General features: G+C 68.2%; 19 protein-coding genes. 8 read left to right on the top strand and 11 right to left on the bottom strand.

What is annotated here, in order from left to right; all coding sequences use genetic code 11:
- From V6M56_RS16635 to V6M56_RS16600, 8 genes are all read right to left on the bottom strand, one after another.
- A partial coding sequence (locus V6M56_RS16635; RefSeq protein WP_332685270.1) for a DUF1579 family protein occupies positions 1 to 285 on the bottom strand: 285 nt, incomplete at its 3' end.
- 105 nt (positions 286 to 390) lie between these two features.
- Positions 391 to 810, bottom strand: coding sequence for a DoxX family protein (locus V6M56_RS16630; RefSeq protein ID WP_332685269.1), 420 nt, complete (start codon positions 808 to 810; stop codon positions 391 to 393).
- A gap of 104 nt (positions 811 to 914) precedes the next feature.
- Entirely contained in the window at positions 915 to 1,340 is a 426-nt protein-coding gene (locus V6M56_RS16625) for a VOC family protein (RefSeq protein WP_332685268.1), read from the bottom strand.
- Positions 1,341 to 1,416: 76 nt separating this feature from the next.
- Entirely contained in the window at positions 1,417 to 1,626 is a 210-nt protein-coding gene (locus V6M56_RS16620) for a VOC family protein (RefSeq protein WP_332685267.1), read from the bottom strand.
- A gap of 7 nt (positions 1,627 to 1,633) precedes the next feature.
- On the bottom strand, positions 1,634 to 2,896 hold the full coding sequence (locus V6M56_RS16615; protein WP_332685266.1) for an RNA polymerase sigma factor: 1,263 nt from the start codon (positions 2,894 to 2,896) through the stop codon (positions 1,634 to 1,636).
- A gap of 2 nt (positions 2,897 to 2,898) precedes the next feature.
- The gene (locus V6M56_RS16610; RefSeq protein WP_332685265.1) at positions 2,899 to 3,264 is read right to left on the bottom strand and encodes a YciI family protein; all 366 of its coding nucleotides are present in this window, start codon (positions 3,262 to 3,264) and stop codon (positions 2,899 to 2,901) included.
- A 260-nt stretch (positions 3,265 to 3,524) separates the two neighbouring features.
- Entirely contained in the window at positions 3,525 to 4,559 is a 1,035-nt protein-coding gene (locus tag V6M56_RS16605; protein WP_332685264.1) for an aldo/keto reductase, read from the bottom strand.
- 38 nt (positions 4,560 to 4,597) lie between these two features.
- Complete coding sequence (locus V6M56_RS16600) at positions 4,598 to 5,791, bottom strand: MFS transporter (RefSeq protein WP_332685263.1); 1,194 nt, start codon at positions 5,789 to 5,791, stop codon at positions 4,598 to 4,600.
- A gap of 96 nt (positions 5,792 to 5,887) precedes the next feature.
- Here V6M56_RS16600 and V6M56_RS16595 point away from each other — a divergent pair, with 96 nt between their 5' ends.
- Complete coding sequence (locus tag V6M56_RS16595; protein ID WP_332685262.1) at positions 5,888 to 6,826, top strand: LysR family transcriptional regulator; 939 nt, start codon at positions 5,888 to 5,890, stop codon at positions 6,824 to 6,826.
- Positions 6,827 to 6,938: 112 nt separating this feature from the next.
- Here V6M56_RS16595 and trpE read toward each other — a convergent pair whose 3' ends face one another.
- Positions 6,939 to 8,453, bottom strand: coding sequence for an anthranilate synthase component I (gene trpE / locus V6M56_RS16590; protein ID WP_332685261.1), 1,515 nt, complete (start codon positions 8,451 to 8,453; stop codon positions 6,939 to 6,941).
- 10 nt (positions 8,454 to 8,463) lie between these two features.
- Positions 8,464 to 10,377 carry a peptidylprolyl isomerase gene (locus tag V6M56_RS16585; RefSeq protein ID WP_332685260.1) on the bottom strand — a complete coding sequence of 638 codons (1,914 nt, stop codon included), beginning with the start codon at positions 10,375 to 10,377 and terminating at the stop codon, positions 8,464 to 8,466.
- 149 nt (positions 10,378 to 10,526) lie between these two features.
- Between V6M56_RS16585 and tpiA the strand changes: the two genes are divergently transcribed.
- The 3 genes from tpiA (at position 10,527) to V6M56_RS16570 (ending at position 13,640) form a co-directional block, all read left to right on the top strand.
- Entirely contained in the window at positions 10,527 to 11,288 is a 762-nt protein-coding gene (gene tpiA, locus V6M56_RS16580) for a triose-phosphate isomerase (RefSeq protein ID WP_332685259.1), read from the top strand.
- Positions 11,289 to 11,413: 125 nt separating this feature from the next.
- Positions 11,414 to 11,818, top strand: coding sequence for a preprotein translocase subunit SecG (gene secG / locus V6M56_RS16575; RefSeq protein WP_332685258.1), 405 nt, complete (start codon positions 11,414 to 11,416; stop codon positions 11,816 to 11,818).
- Between the two features lie 193 nt (positions 11,819 to 12,011).
- A complete protein-coding gene (locus V6M56_RS16570) occupies positions 12,012 to 13,640 on the top strand; it encodes a CTP synthase (protein WP_332685257.1) in 1,629 nt (542 codons plus the stop codon).
- Between the two features lie 12 nt (positions 13,641 to 13,652).
- Here V6M56_RS16570 and V6M56_RS16565 read toward each other — a convergent pair whose 3' ends face one another.
- Positions 13,653 to 14,045, bottom strand: coding sequence for a GFA family protein (locus V6M56_RS16565; RefSeq protein WP_332685256.1), 393 nt, complete (start codon positions 14,043 to 14,045; stop codon positions 13,653 to 13,655).
- A gap of 111 nt (positions 14,046 to 14,156) precedes the next feature.
- On the opposite strand from V6M56_RS16565, the gene V6M56_RS16560 reads away from it, so the two are divergent.
- The 4 genes from V6M56_RS16560 (at position 14,157) to V6M56_RS16545 (ending at position 17,346) form a co-directional block, all read left to right on the top strand.
- Positions 14,157 to 14,558 carry a DUF350 domain-containing protein gene (locus V6M56_RS16560; protein ID WP_332685255.1) on the top strand — a complete coding sequence of 134 codons (402 nt, stop codon included), beginning with the start codon at positions 14,157 to 14,159 and terminating at the stop codon, positions 14,556 to 14,558.
- 10 nt (positions 14,559 to 14,568) lie between these two features.
- Positions 14,569 to 15,201: a DUF1190 domain-containing protein gene (locus tag V6M56_RS16555; protein WP_332685254.1), complete on the top strand. Its 633-nt coding sequence runs from the start codon at positions 14,569 to 14,571 to the stop codon at positions 15,199 to 15,201.
- 2 nt (positions 15,202 to 15,203) lie between these two features.
- On the top strand, positions 15,204 to 16,370 hold the full coding sequence (locus V6M56_RS16550) for a glutathionylspermidine synthase family protein (RefSeq protein WP_332685253.1): 1,167 nt from the start codon (positions 15,204 to 15,206) through the stop codon (positions 16,368 to 16,370).
- Positions 16,371 to 16,467: 97 nt separating this feature from the next.
- The gene (locus tag V6M56_RS16545) at positions 16,468 to 17,346 is read left to right on the top strand and encodes a VOC family protein (protein ID WP_332685252.1); all 879 of its coding nucleotides are present in this window, start codon (positions 16,468 to 16,470) and stop codon (positions 17,344 to 17,346) included.
- Positions 17,347 to 17,364 lie beyond the last annotated feature (18 nt).

The following is a 17,364-nucleotide window of genomic DNA, read 5'->3' as shown; positions in this document are numbered from 1 at the left end:
GAACAAGCCCTTCTGGGCATCGTAGCCGAGCGTGATCCGGGTCTGCGCCGGCGAGCCGTCCGGCATCTTGCCCCGGCCGTCGCCGACGATCCAGAGACCGCCGAACGAGGTCGTGGACTGCGTCCCGGTCGACTTCATCGGGGGCTGGTCCGGCCCCATCATGCAATCGCCTTCATAGGTCCATTCGCCGACGAGCTTGTGCAGCCATTCATGCTCCTGCTGCGGCTTGGCCGGCATGCATCCGGAAAGATCTTGAGCCTTATCGGCTTCTGCGATGTTGGACATGGCGGTTTTCCTCCGGTGTTGGCGCCTCCGAGGAGGCTTGCTGAAGAAGGTGCGACGGCTTCCCGTCAGTTTGCGACAGGATAGGGGCGCGCATTTGGAGAACGGTCAGGCTTCGGCGCGCAGCGGGATCAGGCGGCGCAGCCTGGCATCGCGCAGGTAAAGGCCGCCCCAGGCGAGGAGGCCAAGATAGAGGCCGAAGAAAAGATGGCTGAAGAGCGGGCTGCCGACGCGAAGATGCGTCGCCATGGCGCCGCCCAGCAGCCCGGTGAGCAGGACCGCGCCGAGGATGCTGGTTCGCGGCAGGGCGTAGAGCAGGGCGATTGCCAGCGTCATCACGCCGAGGCCACGCGCCAGCTCGGGCGAACCAGAATAGCCGAGCTGCTGCATCGTCTCGGTCACCACCGGAAGCGGCGCAAGCTTGATGCCGCCGTCGAAGATCAGGAAGGCGATGACGAGCCCGCTCATTACGCGCCCGGTCCAGAGCATCGTGGACGAGGTTGCGGCGATTTGTGTGTCCGACTGCATGGTCTTCTCCGGATCGGGCATGGCTTCGCCGGTCCGGCCTGGGGCGGCGGCCGGCTGAAGCGTCGTGGAATGAGCTTGCGGGGCCGGCCGTGCCGGCGCGCCGATTACTTGACGGCGGAGACCAGCGCCCAGAGGAAGCCGAACGGGTCGCGGTACTGGCCGTAGCGGTCGCCCCAGAACATCACCTCGACCGGGGTCACGACTTCCATGCCGGCCTCGACACCGCGCTTCCACCAGAAGTCGATATCGTCGACGCGCAGGGTCAGCGTGAAGCCCTGCGGCTTCTCCCAGGGGTAGCCGTATTCGGGATAGGGATCGCTCAGCATCAGCGAGCCGCCATTGATGTAGAGGTGGATGTGCATGGTGCGGCCCTTGTCGTCGATCGGCTGGCGGGCGACTTCCTCGGCACCGAACGCCTTCTGGTAGAACTCCGACGCCTTCGCCGCGCCATCGACGCTGATATAGGGGACGACGCCGCCGCGGGTTTCGGGCTGCGCTTCGGGCTGGTTGACTGCTGCAGGCTGCGACATGGCGAAACTCCCTCTTCTCTTGCTGGCAGACGTTGGCTTCGTCATCGCCCGCCGGGTTCTCCGGGCGGGCTTGACGCTAGGACGCTGGCGGTTCGCCCGAGCCGACAAGGGTCGTGGATTTTTTTCCGACGATCGGCGCCGGGATTAACTCGGCGCCCTTGAGCTCGATGGCGTTGCCATCGGGGTCCTTCACGTAGATCGCCTGGCCTTCGCCCTCGGCGCCGTAGCGCGAGCCCGCAGCGACGACGGCGACGCCATGACGCGCCAGACGCGCGCGGAGCGCCACTGCGAGGTCAGCCGGCGCCCGAAACCTCGCTCTCGCGGATCAGCCGGTCGATATGCTGGCGGATATGGGCGGCCTCGCTCGCGGTGTTCGCAAGCGCGATCGCCCGGTCGAAGGCGGTTCGGGCCTCGCGGCTGCGGCCGAGCTGCATCAGCAGCCCGCCCTTCAGGCCGAAGAAGTGGAAATAGCCGGAAAGCGCCGTTTCCAGCGGCTCGATCATGGCGAGAGCCGCCTCGGCACCGCGCAGCTTGGCGACGGCGACCGCCCGGTTGAGCGTCACCACCGGCGAGGGCTGGATGTGCTCCAGCGTCGCGTAGAGCAGGTCGATCTGCGCCCAGTCGGTATCCTGCGGTCGCGGCGCCCGGGCGTGGACCGCGGCGATCGCCGCCTGGATCTGGTAGGGGCCGGGCCGCCGGTGGCGCATCGCCTTGTCGATCAGCGCCAGGCCTTCGGCGATCAGGTGTCGGTCCCAGAGCAGCCGGTCCTGATCGTCGAGCAGCACGATCGTCCCGCTGGCGTCGAGGCGCGCGGCGGCGCGGGCGTGCTGCAGCAGCATCAACGCCGTCAGCCCCATGATCTCCGGCTCGCTCTGGAACAGCCTGAGCAGCAGGCGCGCCAGCCGGATCGCCTCCTCGCTGAACGGCCGGCGCCGGTCGGCCTCGGCGCCGCTGGCGGAATAGCCCTCGTTGAAGACGAGATAGATCATCGCCGCCACCGCCGCGAGCCGCTCGGCCCGCTCGACCGGGCCCGGCGTCTCGAACGGCACATTGGCGGCGGCGACCCGCGCCTTGGCCCGGGTGATGCGCTGCTCCATCGCGCTCTCGCCGACCAGGAAGGCCCGCGCGATCTGCTTCACCGTCAGACCCGAGACGATGCGCAAAGCCAGCGCGATCTGCTGCGTCGCCGGCAGGTCGGGATGGCAGCAGATGAAGAGCAGGCGCAGGATGTCGTCGCGGTAATGCGCCCCGTCGAGCCGTTCCGCGACATCGCTCTCGGCATCGCCGAGGTCCGAAATCCGGTCCTCGTCGGGCAGGGCCTCCTGCTTGCTGCGCCGCCTGATCTGGTCGAGCGCGACATTGCGGCCGACGAAGATCAGCCAGGCGGCGGGATCGCGCGGCGGGCCGTTCTGCGGCCAGGTCCGGAGCGCCCTGAGGCAGGCCTCCTGATAGGCCTCCTCGGCCAGGTCGAGATCGCGGAAATAGCGCAGCAGTGCGCTGATTGCCTGGGGACGCGCCGAGGTCAGCGCCGCATGGATCCAGGCGATCTCGGCCATGGTCAGGCCCCGGCCGGGTAGTAGACGGCGAGCGGCCGCACCTCGAAGGCGCCGCCGGGATTGGCTTCGCCGAGCTCGCGGGCGATCCCGAGCGCCTCGTCGAGATCGGCGCAGTCGACGATGTAGAAGCCGAGGAACTGTTCCTTGGTCTCGGCGAACGGGCCGTCCAGGATCAGCGGCGGGTCGCGGTCCTTGCGCAGGGTCGTCGCCGCCGTCGTCGGCAGCAGCCGCGCCACCGGGCCGAGCTTGCCCTCCCTGGCGATGCGCTGGCGGACCTTTTCGAGCTTGCCCATCACCTCGTCGTTCTGCTCTTGCGTCCAGGCGGTGACGACCTCCTCGGAATGATAGCAAAGGATGGCGTAGTGCATCGGCGGCTCCTCTTATGGCCAAGGACGAATGGCCGGGCCCGCAGCCGACAGGTGGAGGCGGAAAAAATCAAGTCGGTGACAGGTGAGCGGCGCCGAGACCATGGCCCGCGGAACGCCCCTCAGCCCTCATCCTGAGGAGCCGCGGAAGCGGCGTCTCGAAGGATGCTCCAGCTGTCTCGGGCGCCTCCTGGAGCATCCTTCGAGACGCGCGCTGCGGGCGCTCCTCAGGATGAGGGCTGAGAGAGTTTACAGGCCGTCTTTCACACCGCCGGCGGGTTGAGCCGGGCAAAACCCTCCTGGCGATGATAGGGGAAGGCAGGGTAGGGCGGCACCGTCGCGCTTGCCTGGTCGAGCCTGGCGATCTGCTCTCTCGTCAACGCCCAGCCGACCGCGCCGAGATTGTCGCGCAACTGCGTCTCGTTGCGGGCGCCGATGATGACCGAGGCGACCGTCGGGCGCTGCAGCAGCCAGTTGAGCGCGATCTGCGGCACGGTCTTGCCGGCCTCCTTCGCGATCTCGTCGAGGACGTCGACGACCCCATAGAGCCTTTCCTCGTCGACCGGCGGGCCGAAATCGGCCGTCTGGTGCAGGCGGCTGCCCTCCGGAAGCGCCTGCCCGCGCCGGATCTTACCGGTCAGGCGGCCCCAGCCGAGCGGGCTCCAGACGATCGCGCCAACGCCTTGATTGAGCCCGAGCGGCATCAGGTCGAACTCGTAGTCGCGGCCGACGAGCGAATAATAGACCTGATGCGCGACATAGCGCGGGAAACCGTGCTTTTCCGCGATGGCGAGCGACTTCATCAGCTGCCAGCCGGCGAAGTTGGAGACGCCGACCTGGCGGATCTTGCCGGCCCGCACCAGCGTGTCGAGCGTCGAGAGCACCTCTTCGATCGGGGTGAAGGCGTCGAAGGCGTGGAGTTGCAAGAGGTCGATATGGTCGGTGCCGAGCCGGCGCAGCGCGGCCTCGGTGCCCTCGATCAGCCGGCTGCGCGAGGAGCCGGCCTCATTGGGCCCGTCGCCCATCGGCAGGCCCATCTTGGTCGAGATCAGGACCTTGTCGCGCCGGCCCTTGATCGCCGCGCCGAGCACCTCTTCCGAGGCCCCGTTCGAATAGACGTCGGCCGTATCGAACAGGTTGAGCCCGGCCTCCAGGCAGATGTCGATCAGCCGGCTCGCCTCCTTAGCGTCGCTGGTGCCCCAGGCCCCGAACAGCGGGCCCTGCCCGCCGAAAGTGCCGGCTCCGAAACTCAGCACCGGAACCTTGAGGCCCGATGCGCCCAAACGCCTGTGTTCCATTGTCCAAACTCCTTGTTCTGAAAGATTTTCCGAAGAGGTCACGAGCAGCCGGCCGAGGCGGTCTTCGCCTGCAGGGCGGCCCGCTCGCGCCGATCGAGGCGCAGGCTGATCAGCGCCAGGCCGAGGCTCGCCAGCGGCACGAAGGCCGCGACCCATGTCACGGCGCCAAGACCGGGGCCATGATCAATGACGAAACCGCCGAGCCCGGCACCCAGAGCATTGCCGAGGTTGAAGGCGGCGATGTTGAGGCTGGAGGCGAGATTGCGCCCGGCATCGCCCGCCTTGTCCAGCACCCGCATCTGCAATGGCGCGACCGTGGCGAAGGCGGCGGCGCCGAGCAGGCCAACGAAGACCGCGGCCGCGACCGGATGATGGATCGCCGGCGTCATCGCCAGCAGCACGACGGTCAGCGTCGCGGTCGTCGCCAGCAGGGCGAAGGGCAGGTTGCGGTCGGCGAGCTTGCCGCCCGCCATGTTGCCGACGATCAGGCCGAGGCCGAACAGCAGCAGGATCGGCGAGACCGCCTCCTGCGGAAAGCCGCTGATCTCGACCAGAATCGGCTGGATATAGGTGAAGACCGCAAAGACGCCGCCGAAGCCGAGCACGGTCATCGCAAGACCGAGCAGCACCTGCGGCTCGGAGAGAACCGCGAGTTCCTGGCGCAGCGGCGCGACCTCGGGCCGCCCCTTGTCGGCCGGCACAAAGCGGGCCAGCACCAGCATAGCGGCGACGCCGATCAGGGCGATGGCCCAGAAGCTGGCGCGCCAGCCGAAATGCAGGCCGAGCCAGGCGCCGGCAGGCACGCCGAGCAGGGTCGCAATGGTCAGGCCGGTGAACATGGCGGCGATGGCCGAGGCCTTCTTGTCGGCCGGCACGAGGCTGGTGGCGACGACGGAGCCGACGCCGAAGAAGGTGCCATGCGCCAGCGAGGTGACGATGCGGGCCGCCATCAGCAGGCCGTAGCTCGGCGCCAGCGCGCAGGCGATGTTGCCGAGGGTGAAGATCAGCATCAGCAGCATCAGCACCTGCTTGCGCGGCAGGTTGCGCGTCGCCAGCGTCAGCAGCGGCGCACCGACGAAGACGCCGAGCGCATAGCCCGAGATCAGCAGGCCGGCGGCCGAGACCGTGACGCCTAGATCGGCACCGACCTGCAGCAGCAGGCCCATGATCACGAATTCGGTGGTGCCGATGCCGAAGGCACCGGCGGTGAGGGCGTAGACGGCAATGGGCATGGCTGGCTCCGGCGGAAAATCCTTGGCCGAAATGGCCTCTGCCCACAGAATGAACTAGATTGATCTCCGTAAACTCATTTGTGAATTGAGATCATCATGGCAAGCCTGCTCGGCAACCGCTCCGGCGAAATGGAGGTCTTCACCGCAGTGGTGGAGCGCGGCGGCTTCTCGGCGGCCGCCAAGGTCTTCGCCATGACACCCTCGGCGGTCAGCAAGCTGGTCTCGCGGCTGGAGGCGCGCCTGGGCGCCCGGCTGATCAACCGCTCGACGCGCAAGCTCCAGCTCACCGCCGAGGGACAGGCCTTCCACCAGCGCTGCATCGCCATCCTCGGCGATATCGCCGAGGCCGAATGCGAGGCTGCTGCCGGCCGGGCACCGCGCGGGCGGGTGCGCGTCAACGCCAATGTCGCCTTCGGCAACCATGTGCTGCTGCCACTGGTTCCAGCCTTCCTGGCCGAGAACCCGGAGCTCACCCTCGACCTCGTGCTGACCGATCAGGTCGTCGACCTGCTCGAGGAGCGCGCCGACATCGCGATCCGCGTCGGCCCTCTGCGCGGCAATCAGCTGATGGCGCGCAAGCTCGGCGAAAGCGGCGTCGCGGTGGTCGCGGCGCCGTCCTATCTGGCGCGCAATGGCGAGCCGAGGACGCTGGCCGAGCTTGAGCGCCATAACCGCATCGGCTTCAACTTCGCGCGCTCGGTCGAAGGCTGGCCGTTCATGGTCGACGGCAAGATCACTTCCGTCACGGCCGTCGGCAACATCCAGGTGGGCGATGGCGAGACGGCGCGGCAGCTTGCGGTCGCCGGCATCGGCGTCGCACGGCTGGGCCGCTTCCATGTCGAAGCCGAGATCGCCGCCGGCAGGCTCGTCACCGTCCTCGACGAGTTCAACCCCGGCGACATCGAGGCGATCCACGCGGTCTATCTGGGGCAGGGCGGCTTCGTGCCGGCGCGGATGCGCGCCTTCATCGACTTCCTGGCGCGTAATGTGCGGATCAGGGCGGATCAGCCTTTCCTGCCGCGATCACGGATCTGATATTCGCCGTCATTGCGAGTAAAGCGAAGCAATCCAGATTCGCCGAGCTCTGCCGCCCGCTGGATTGCTTCGTCGGCCATGCCTCCTCGCAATGACGATGGCGCCGTACCGCCTACTGCCCGCGTTTCGCTCGCGCCGCGAAGCGCACGGCCTCCTCGGCCGCCTTGAACAGCGCCTTGGCCTTGTTGACGCATTCAATCTGCTCGGAAGCCGGATTGGAATCGTACACGATGCCGGCGCCGGCCTGGACCTGCATGCGCCGATCCTGCACCACGGCGGTGCGCAGCACGATGCAGGTGTCCATCTCGCCATTGGCGCCGAAATAGCCGATGCAGCCGCCATAGGCGCCGCGGCCGTCCTTCTCCAATTCGTCGATGATCTCCATCGCCCGTACCTTCGGCGCGCCCGAGACGGTGCCGGCCGGGAAACCGGCGATCAGTGCCGAAAGCGCGTCATGCTCCGCGGCAAGCCGTCCCTCGACGTTCGAGACGATGTGCATCACCTGGCTGTAGCGCTCGATGAAGAAGGAATCGGTGACGCGCACGCTGCCGATCTCGGCGACGCGGCCGACATCGTTGCGGCCGAGATCGAGCAGCATCAGGTGCTCGGCGCGCTCCTTCGGATCGGCCAGCAGATCCTCGGCCAGGGCGGCGTCGGCGGCCGGCGTCGCGCCGCGCGGGCGCGTCCCGGCGAGCGGGCGGATCGCGACCGTGCCGTCGCGCATCCGCACCAGGATCTCCGGGCTGGAGCAGACGATCTGGAAGCTCTCGAAATCGAGATAGCACAGGAAGGGCGCCGGATTGACCCGGCGCAGCGCGCGGTAGAGCGCAAAGGGCGGCAGTTCGAACGGCGCCTCGAAGCGCTGCGACAGCACCACCTGGAAGATGTCGCCGGCGCGGATGTACTCCTGCGCCCGGCCGACCATCGCCTCGTACTCCGCCTCGCTCGTGTTCGAGACCGGCTCGGGATGGGAGAGGCCGGCGATGCCGACCCCGGCCTCGGCGGGGAGGGGGGCTTCCAGCCCGGTCACCACGGCGTCGAGCCGCTCCTGCGCCCGATCATGGGCGATGCGGGCGGAGACGCCCGGCTGCTGGCGCACCGGCGTCACCACCGTGATCTCGTCGCGCACGGAATCGAACACCACCATCAGCGTCGGCCGCATCAGGATCGCATCCGGCACGCCGACGCCAGTTTCCTTCGGCTCGGCCAGGCGCTCCATCAGGCGCACCATGTCGTAGCCGAGATAGCCGAACACGCCCGCCGCCATCGGCGGCAGCCCGTCCTGGTCGGGAACGGCGCTCTCCGCCAGCAAGGCGCGCAGGCTCTCGAAGGCGGGCCGCGGATCCGGCAGGAAGGCATCGCCCAGGGCCGGCCGGCAGAGTGCGGCCTGGCCGTGATGGCAGCGCCAGATCAGGTCCGGCTCCAGCCCGATCATCGAATAGCGCCCGCGCACCGCCCCGCCCTCGACCGATTCGAGCAGGAAGGCCGGCCCCTTGCCGGCATGGCGCAGCTTCATGAAGGCGGCGACCGGCGTCTCGCAATCGCCGACGAGCGAAAGCGTCAGCAATTGCGGCTGGCCGGCGTCATAGGCGGCGGCGAAACGCGCGAAGTCGAAGGCCGGCGCCATGTCGGAGCTCTCAGTTCTGCGCGCCGCCGGTCGCGTTGCGGAAGGCGGCCTGGTTCAACGAGACGCCGAGATCCTTCTGCAGCTTGCCGACATATTGCGCCAGGATGTCCTCGCTGATGCTCGAACCGATCAGCCGCTCGAAGTTCTCGGCCTCCTCGGTCGTGCGCATATACGGGCTCACCGTCGCGGCCTTGACCTGGAACAGGACGCGGCCCTCGCCCTCGACCGCAGCCGAGGCGCTCTTGCCGACCGGCGTGCCGAAGATCAGCGAGACGGCGTTGCGGGGCAGGGGCTCGCTCTGGTCCTGGCGGCCGAGGCCGCTCGCTTCCTCGGCATCGAGCCCGGCCGAGGTCACGACCGTGGCGAAGGCCTCGCCGGCATCGAGGCGCTGGATCAGCTCGCGCGCCTTGGCCGCGAGCTTCGAGGCGACCTCGTCGGCGCGCCATTGCCGCTCGACCTCGGCCTTGACCTCGTCATAGCCGCGATCGCGCGGCGGCTCGATCTTCGTGACTTCGAACCAGACATAGCCGCCATTGTTGGGCAGGCGCACCGCCTCGTTGTCGATGCCGATATCCGAGCCGAAGATCGCCGTCAGCGTCGCTTCGCCGCCGGGGAGCAGCGCGTCCTGCGTGCCGTCAGGCTTGCGCAGCCCCGAATCGACCGGCCCGAGCGCCCGGATGGTCTGGCCGAACTCCTTGGCGATCTCCGGCAGCGGGCGTGCGGAGGCGCGCTGGTCCTCGATCTTGTCGTGCAGATCGGTGACCTCCGCCGCGGCCCGGCTGGTCGCGACCTCGCGGCGGACCTCGTCGGCGACCTCCTCGAAGCTCTTCAGCCGCGCTGCCTCGATCTCCGTGACGCGCAGCAGCACCGCCCCGAAACCGCCCTGCACCGGTGCGCTGACCGCGCCCTGGGCGAGGGCGAAGGCGGCGTCGCGCACCACCGGGTCGAACAGGCCTTCGCGGGTGAAGGTGCCGAGCGTCAGGTCGCGCTCGGCGATGTTGCGGCTCGCCCCGATGGCCTCGAAGGTCTCGCCGGCCTCGATCCTGGCCTTGGCGGCCTGGGCCTCCTCGAGCGTCGGGAAGGTGATCTGCTGCACGGTGCGGCGCTCGGCCGAGCCGAAGCGCTGGGTCTTGACCGATTCGTAATGTGCCTTGGCGTCGACGTCGCTGACCTTGGCCGGGTCGGCGAGGCTCGCCGGCGTCAGCGCCAGCACATTGGCGCTGCGGAATTCGGGCGCGCGGAAGGAGGCCTTGCGCTCCTCGAAATAGCGCTTGAGCACGTCTTCGCCCGGCGTGGCGATCTCGCCGGCGGCCGTGTCGGGCAGCACCGCGTAGTCGACATCGCGCTTCTCGTTGCGCAGCCTGTGGCCGAGTTCCTGGAGCGCGACCGGCGCGGTGATGCCGCCGACCACCATTTCGGCGATCTCCTGGCGCATCGTCGCGGCGCGCTGCTCGCGCACGAAACCCTGCTCGTTCAGCCCGATCGCCCGCAGCAGCTCGTTGAAGCGGTTGCGGTCGAAGGTGCCGGCGGCGTTCTTCATGTTCGGGTCGTTGAAGATCAGCTCGCGGATCGTCTCGTCGGAAACGGCGAGCCCCATCTTCGCGGCGGCCTGGTCGAGCGTCGCCTCGGTGACGAGCCGCGACAGCACGCGCCGGTCGAGGCCGAGCGAACGCGCCACTTCCGGGGTGATCGGCCGGCGCTGCTGGCGGGTCAGCAACTGGATCTCGTTCTGGTAGGCGGTGCGCAGCTGTTCGACGCTGATCTCGTTCTTGCCGACGATCGCGACGGCATTGCGCCCATAGCCCTGGAAGATGTCGCCGACGCCCCAGATCGCAAAGGACAGGATCAGGAACCCGAACATCAGGGCAATGAGGAGCTTGCCGACCAGGCTCTGCCCCGCCTTGCGGATGCCCTGCATCATCATGTTTCTATCTTCCTGTCCTGTCGCCGACGGCGCCCTTGCGCGCCGCTTATAGGAAGAGAGGCCCGGCTCGGCAATCGTCGACGATCTCGCGCGATTGCGAGCACTGGCCGGCATTGCTAGACCGCATGCGGAAAATTCGGAGAACGGGCGTGACAGCAAGCATCAAGCCGCTGGTGGCGGGCAACTGGAAGATGAACGGGCTCAAGGCCGATCTCGGCATCGCCGCCGAGATCGCGAGGAGCCATGACGGTGCCCTGCGGGGCGCGATCGATCTCGCCATCTGCCCGCCCGCGACCTTGCTGTTTGCGATGACGGCGGCGCTGATCGGCTCGCGCATCGCCACCGGCGGGCAGGACTGCAGCCTGCGCGAAAGCGGTGCCTTCACCGGCGAGGTCTCGGCTTCGATGCTGGCCGATGCCGGCGCCGGCTATGTCATCGTCGGTCATTCCGAGCGCCGCACGCTGCATGGCGAGCGCGACGCCACGGTGAAGGCGAAGGCGCAGGCCGCCCAGGCGGCGCTGCTGGTGCCGATCGTCTGCGTCGGCGAGACCAGGGAGGAGCGCGAGGCCGGCAAGGCGCTCGCCATCGTCAAGAAGCAGCTGCGCGGCTCGGTGCCGGAAGGCGCGACCGGCGCGACGCTCGTCGTCGCCTACGAGCCGGTCTGGGCGATCGGCACCGGGCTGACCCCGACCGTGGCCGACGTCGCCGAGATGCATGCGGCGATCCGTGCCGAGCTCGGCCGCATTCTCGGCAAGGCCGCCGCAGCCGGCGTCAGGCTGCTCTATGGCGGCTCGGTCAAGCCCTCCAACGCCGCCGAGTTGATGGGCGTCGCCGATGTCGACGGCGCGCTCGTCGGCGGTGCGAGCCTCAAGGCCGAGGACTTCCTGGCGATTGCCCGCGCCTGCGGCTGAAGCAGGCCGGTTGAAATCGCCGGTGGTGCCCCGCGCATGCCCATGCTAAGGGCACCGCCGAAACGCGGAGCCGCGCCGACACGCCCATCTTGGCGAACGGCCGCGCCATAGCCATTTCGTGAGCCATGCAGAACGTTCTCATCGTCATCCACCTGATCATCGTGATCGCGCTCGTCGGCGTCGTCCTGCTCCAGCGCTCGGAAGGCGGCGGCCTCGGCATGGGCTCCGGTGGCGGCGGTGGTGTCGGCGGCTTTATGACCGGCCGCGGCCAGGCCAACGCGCTGACGCGAGCCACGGCGATCCTGGCGGGGCTGTTCTTCATCACCTCGATCACGCTGGCGGTGCTCGCGACGCACGGTCGCACGCAGCGCTCGATCATCGACGGTGCGCCGCCTCCGGGAGCGACTGCCCCGGCGGCGCCGAGCGCGCCCTCGGCTCCCAATGCCGGCGGCGTCCTCGACCAGCTGCGGCAGATGCAGAGCCCCCCTGGCGGCTCGCAGCCGCCGACGCCCGCAGCGCCGGCACAATGATCGGGACGGGGCAGGGGCCGGGAAACCGGCCCTTCTCTTTTGAGGGCAGAGTGCCGGGAAACCGGCCCTTCTCTTTTGAGGGGAGAGCGCCGGGCAGCCGGCATCCCTCTTTTGTGGACAAGCGTGCAGCGCACACCCGACCCTTGTCGTGGCGCTTAGCGAATCGCAATCTTGGCGTTAAAGGTGACCTCCCATGACGCGGTATGTTTTCATCACCGGCGGCGTGGTGTCCTCGCTCGGCAAAGGCCTGGCGGCGGCGGCTCTCGCAGCCCTCCTGCAGGCGCGCGGCCACACGGTCCGCCTGCGCAAGCTCGACCCCTATCTCAATGTCGATCCGGGCACGATGAGCCCGTATCAGCATGGCGAGGTCTTCGTCACCGACGACGGCGCCGAGACCGATCTCGACCTCGGTCACTATGAGCGCTTCACCGGCCGGCCCTGCAACAAGGGCGACAACATCACCACCGGCCGCATCTACATGGACATCCTGACCCGCGAGCGGCGTGGCGACTATCTCGGCGCCACCATCCAGGTCATCCCGCACGTCACCAACGCCATCAAGGAATTCGTCCTCTCCGGCAACGAGGGCTACGATTTCGTGCTGGTCGAGATCGGCGGCACGGTCGGCGACATCGAGAGCCTGCCCTTCCTCGAGGCCATCCGCCAGACCAACCAGCAATTGCCGCGCGGCCAGTGCATCTTCCTGCACCTGACGCTGCTGCCCTATATCCCGACCGCTGGCGAACTGAAGACCAAGCCGACGCAGCATTCGGTCGCCGAACTGCGCTCGATCGGCATCCAGCCCGACATCCTGCTCTGCCGGACCGACCGCGAAATCCCGCGCGAGGAGCGCCGCAAGCTCGCTCTGTTCTGCAATGTCCGTGAGACCGCCGTGATCGAGGCCCGCGACGTCGCCTCGATCTACGACGTGCCGCTCTCCTATCACGCCGAGGGCCTCGACAACGAGGTGCTGGCGGCGTTCGGCATCGAGGCCGGGCCGGAGCCCGATCTCGGCAACTGGCGGCGCATCTCCGAGCGCGTCAAGAGCCCCGAGGGCGAAGTCACCATCGCCATCGTCGGCAAGTACACCGGGATGAAGGACGCCTACAAATCCCTGATCGAGGCCCTGACCCATGGCGGCATCGCCAACCGGGTCAAGGTCAATCTCGACTGGATCGAATCCGAGGTCTTCGAGAAGGAAGACCCGACGCCCTTCCTCGAGCATGTCCACGGCATCCTCGTGCCCGGCGGCTTCGGCCATCGCGGCGCCGAGGGCAAGATCAAGGCGGCGACCTTCGCAAGGCAGCGCAAGGTGCCCTATTTCGGCATCTGCTTCGGCATGCAGATGGCGGTGATCGAAGCCGCCCGCTCGCTTGCCGGCATCGAGCAGGCGAACTCGACCGAGTTCGGTCCGACGGAAGAGCCGCTCGTCGGTCTGATGACCGAATGGATGCGCGGCAACGAGATCGAGCAGCGCACCGCCGGTGGCGATCTCGGCGGCTCGATGCGGCTCGGCGCCTATGCCTCGCATCTCTCTGCCGACACCAAGATCGCCAGGATCTACGGCTCGACCGAGATCTCCGAACGCCATCGCCACCGCTACGAGGTGAACATGGGCTATCGCCAGCAGCTCGAGGCGCGCGGCCTGCGCTTCAGCGGCGTCTCGCCCGACGGGCTGCTGCCGGAGACGATCGAATATCCCGACCATCCCTGGTTCATCGGCGTGCAGTACCATCCCGAACTGAAATCGCGCCCCTTCGAGCCGCACCCGCTCTTCGCCAGCTTCATCGAGGCGGCGGTGGTGCAGAGCCGGCTGGTCTGAGCCAGCCGGGTTTTAGTCTGGCAGCACCAGCCAGGAGTGCCGGTGCTCGGTGTAGACCTGTTTGGCGGGCGCAGGGAAAGCCGGATCGGCGAAGGCGCCGACGGCGACCGCCACCATCTGCGGCTTGCGTCCCGGCTCCCAGAAGACCGTGCTGCCGCAATGCGGGCAGAAGTGCTGCACCACCGCATGGCCGCTGTCCGACTGCCGGACATAGTCCCTGAATTCGCCGGAGACGCTGACCTTCTCCCGCTCGTAGAAGGCGGCGATGCCGTAGCTGCTGCCGGTCCGCCGCTGGCATTCGCGACAATGGCAGAGCGAGACGCTGACCGGCTCTCCCGCGCAATTCAGGCTCAGCCGCCCGCAAGAGCACTGCGCGACCCTCTCCTCGACGATGCCCGCTGCCATGTCGCCTCCTTTCACTTCACGCCGATTCGGCCGGCTGCGACACTCTGGCGCAGCGGTGCAAGTGACGTATAGTGACGCTTCCCATCGCCGGACGATACGGGGGCTCGCGGCATGACGATCTCGATGGCCGGATTGCCGGCGTTCCTGCTCTATTTCTGCGTCGGATTCGCGCTGATCGCGGGCTTCGCCGCCGTCTATCTGCGCCTCACCGCGCATGACGAGATCGCCCTGATCCGCAATGGCAACCTCTCCGCGGCGATCGCCTTCGGCGGCAACGTCGTCGGCTTCTCCGTGCCGCTGGAGAAGGCCATCGAACAGGCGAGCAGCATTCCCGATCTGGTGATCTGGGCGCTCATCGCCATGCTCATCCAGTTCGGGGCCTATGGCTTCGCCCGCGTCGTGATCCCGGACCTGTCGCGCAAGATCGAGGAGGACCGCATCCCTTCGGCAGCGATGCTGGCGGTGATCGCCATCATCAGCGGCACGCTCGCCGCTGCCAGCATGACCGAATGAGGAGGCCGGCATGAAGCGCTCGACCCAGATCGGCCTTGCCGCGGCGGGCGTCGTGCTCGTGGCGAGCTACTGGTCGCTGTCCGGCGGCGAAACCGACGATTCGCTGATCTACAACAACGTCGCCGAATGCCGCGCCGCCAACCAGCTCAGCGCCAGCCAGTGCGAGCAGCGCTTCAACGAGGCATCGGCCAACCATCTCCGCGACGCGAAGAAGTTCACCAGCTCCGCGAGCTGCGAGCAGGAATATGGCTCCGGCGGCTGCCAGAGCGCGGTCTGGAACAATGCGCAGGTCGCCATTCCCGCGCTCGCCGGCATCATGCTGGCGCGCCAGTTCATGCAAGGCGGCGGCGCCGCGCAGCCGCTGCTGCCACCGACCAACTCGGCTTGTCCCCCGGGAACCCGCCAGGCCGGTACCGGCCGCCCCGAATGCGAGCAGCCGGCGCGCTCCTCCTCGTCCTCATCGGGCGGGGGCGGCTATTACGGCGGCAGCAGCAGTCGCTCCCGCGCCTACACCACCACCTCGGGCCAGGCGATGGTGGCGCGCAACATCTCCGCGACGGGCATGGCGAGCACGCCGAGCGTCGCTTCGCGCGGCGGCTTCGGCTCGAGCTCGCGCTCCTATTCCTCCTACTCCTCGTCCTGACGATGCGCCGCCTCACGCTGTCGCCGCGCCCGGACTGGCAGGCCCAGGTCGAGCGTCTTGGCTTCGCCTTCCACACCATCGACGGCGAAACCTATTGGGACGAAAGCGCCGCCTATGGCTTTACGTTGCGGCAGATCGAGGACGACATCGAGGCGCCGACCGGGGCGATCGAGGAACTCTGCTTCGCCTTCGTCGAGCGGGCCATCGGCGACGAGGAGATCTTGCGCCGGCTGGCGGTGCCGGAGCCGCAATGGCAGCTGATCCGCGAGAGCTGGCAGCGCGGCGACCGCAACCTCTATGGCCGGCTCGATTTCGCCTATGACGGCAAGGGGCCGGCGAGGCTCCTCGAATACAATGCCGACACGCCGACCTCCCTGTTCGAGGCCGCGGTGGTGCAATGGGACTGGCTCGAACAGGCCATGGCGCAGGGGCGGATTTCGCGCGGCTGCGACCAGTTCAACTCGCTGCATGAAAGGCTGGTCGCGGCATTCGGGGCGTTGCGCGAGCCGGCGCCGGAACGCATGCATTTCACCTGTGTCGAGGGCAGCGACGAGGACAAGGGCACGGTCGATTACCTGATGGACTGCGCGACGCAGGCCGGAATCGATGCGCGCTTCACCTTCATCGAGGAGATCGGTCTGCTCGCCGATGGGCGCTTCTGCGACGGCGCCAGCCTGCCGGTCGAGACACTGTTCAAGCTTTATCCGTGGGAATGGCTGTTCCGGGAACAATACGCCGGCGCCCTGGCCGCCTCACGCTGCCGCTTCGTCGAGCCGCCCTGGAAGGCTCTGGTCTCCAGCAAGGGACTGCTGCCCTATCTCTGGGAGATGGCGCCGGGGCATCCCAATCTGCTGCCGGCCTATTTCGAGGGCGACCCGCGCTGCGCCGAGCTCGGCTCAAGCCATGTCCGCAAGCCGCTCTATTCGCGCGAGGGCGCCAATGTGACGCTGGTCGAAGGCGGCACGGTGCGCGACAGCGACGGCGGTCCCTATGGCGCCGAGGGCTTCGTCCTGCAGGCGACCGCGATGCTGCCGAATTTCGACGGCAACTACCCCGTCCTGGGTTCCTGGCTGGTGGCCTCGCAGCCATGCGGCCTCGGCATCCGCGAGGACGCGACGCCGATCACCAAGAACACCTCGCGCTTCGTGCCGCACTACATCGAGCCGTAGCTCAATGCCGGGAGTCGAAGTTTTCGCAGCTGCGATGCTGTAGGCTTGTGGAATCGATCGCTCCCGATCCTCCCCTTGCCGAGACCGACAGCCTGCCATGAACCAGAATTCGCCTTCGCGCGGCCTCGACCATCTCGTCATCGGCGTCGCCGATCTCGACGCGGCCGGCGCCTTCTACGAAAGCCTCGGCTTCCGCGTCGGGGCGCGCAACCGTCATCCCTGGGGCACCGAGAATCGCATCGTCCAGTTTCCCGGCGCCTTCCTCGAGTTGATCACGGTCGGCGACGGGACGGCGATCCCGCCGCATGGCCCGCGCCATTTCTCCTTCGGCGCCTTCGTTCGCGACGCGCTGGCGCGCGGCGAGGGCATGTCCATGCTGGTGCTGGAGAGCACCGACTCGCGGGCCGATGCCGAAGGTTTTCGGCGGGCGGGGATCGGTGATTTCGAGCCCTTCTTCTTCGAGCGGCAGGCCCAGCGGCCGGACGGCTCGCAGGTTCGCGTCGCCTTCTCGCTGGCCTTCGCCGAAAATGCCGCGGCGCCGGACTGCGGCTTTTTCCTGTGCCAGCAGCACGAACCGCAGAATTTCTGGAATCCCGCCTTCCAGCAGCATGGGAACGGCACGACCGGGCTTGCCGCGGTTTTCATGCTCGCGGCCGAACCGGCAGCGCAGCGTGAGTTCCTGTCGGCCTATGCCGGCGCACCGGCCGTCGTGACGGCGGAAGGCGGGCTGCGCCTCGATCTGCCGCGAGGCCGCATCGAGGTGCTGACGTCCGGTGCCGCCGGGGCGGCGTTCGGCGATGAAGGGCCGGGCCGGGCCGCGCCGTCTTTCGCCGGGTTCGCGGTGACGGTCCCCGATCTGGCGCGGGTCGATGCCCTGCTGGCGCGCCACGCTATCCGGAATCTGCGCCAAAGCGGGCGCATCGTCGTCCCTGCCAGCGCAGCGCTCGGCTGCGCGATCCTCTTCGAGCAGGGCTGAGGGGGCAGGGGCCTGCGC

The organism is Allobosea sp. (assembly GCF_036675845.1).
Classification (GTDB): domain Bacteria; phylum Pseudomonadota; class Alphaproteobacteria; order Rhizobiales; family Beijerinckiaceae; genus Allobosea.
This window is presented reverse-complemented; position numbering and strand designations above follow the sequence as displayed.

What these genes read in the sequence shown, in the direction of transcription:
- V6M56_RS16600 (WP_332685263.1), bottom strand. Translation starts at nt 5,791, where the DNA reads ATGCCCATTGCCGTCTACGCCCTCACCGCCGGTGCCTTCGGCATCGGC.
- V6M56_RS16565 (WP_332685256.1), bottom strand. Translation starts at nt 14,045, where the DNA reads ATGGCAGCGGGCATCGTCGAGGAGAGGGTCGCGCAGTGCTCTTGCGGG.
- V6M56_RS16610 (WP_332685265.1), bottom strand. Translation starts at nt 3,264, where the DNA reads ATGCACTACGCCATCCTTTGCTATCATTCCGAGGAGGTCGTCACCGCC.
- secG (WP_332685258.1), top strand. Translation starts at nt 11,414, where the DNA reads ATGCAGAACGTTCTCATCGTCATCCACCTGATCATCGTGATCGCGCTC.
- V6M56_RS16545 (WP_332685252.1), top strand. Translation starts at nt 16,468, where the DNA reads ATGAACCAGAATTCGCCTTCGCGCGGCCTCGACCATCTCGTCATCGGC.
- V6M56_RS16585 (WP_332685260.1), bottom strand. Translation starts at nt 10,377, where the DNA reads ATGATGATGCAGGGCATCCGCAAGGCGGGGCAGAGCCTGGTCGGCAAG.
- V6M56_RS16560 (WP_332685255.1), top strand. Translation starts at nt 14,157, where the DNA reads ATGACGATCTCGATGGCCGGATTGCCGGCGTTCCTGCTCTATTTCTGC.
- V6M56_RS16615 (WP_332685266.1), bottom strand. Translation starts at nt 2,896, where the DNA reads ATGGCCGAGATCGCCTGGATCCATGCGGCGCTGACCTCGGCGCGTCCC.
- V6M56_RS16625 (WP_332685268.1), bottom strand. Translation starts at nt 1,340, where the DNA reads ATGTCGCAGCCTGCAGCAGTCAACCAGCCCGAAGCGCAGCCCGAAACC.
- trpE (WP_332685261.1), bottom strand. Translation starts at nt 8,453, where the DNA reads ATGGCGCCGGCCTTCGACTTCGCGCGTTTCGCCGCCGCCTATGACGCC.
- V6M56_RS16605 (WP_332685264.1), bottom strand. Translation starts at nt 4,559, where the DNA reads ATGGAACACAGGCGTTTGGGCGCATCGGGCCTCAAGGTTCCGGTGCTG.
- V6M56_RS16595 (WP_332685262.1), top strand. Translation starts at nt 5,888, where the DNA reads ATGGCAAGCCTGCTCGGCAACCGCTCCGGCGAAATGGAGGTCTTCACC.
- V6M56_RS16630 (WP_332685269.1), bottom strand. Translation starts at nt 810, where the DNA reads ATGCAGTCGGACACACAAATCGCCGCAACCTCGTCCACGATGCTCTGG.
- V6M56_RS16550 (WP_332685253.1), top strand. Translation starts at nt 15,204, where the DNA reads ATGCGCCGCCTCACGCTGTCGCCGCGCCCGGACTGGCAGGCCCAGGTC.
- V6M56_RS16555 (WP_332685254.1), top strand. Translation starts at nt 14,569, where the DNA reads ATGAAGCGCTCGACCCAGATCGGCCTTGCCGCGGCGGGCGTCGTGCTC.
- V6M56_RS16570 (WP_332685257.1), top strand. Translation starts at nt 12,012, where the DNA reads ATGACGCGGTATGTTTTCATCACCGGCGGCGTGGTGTCCTCGCTCGGC.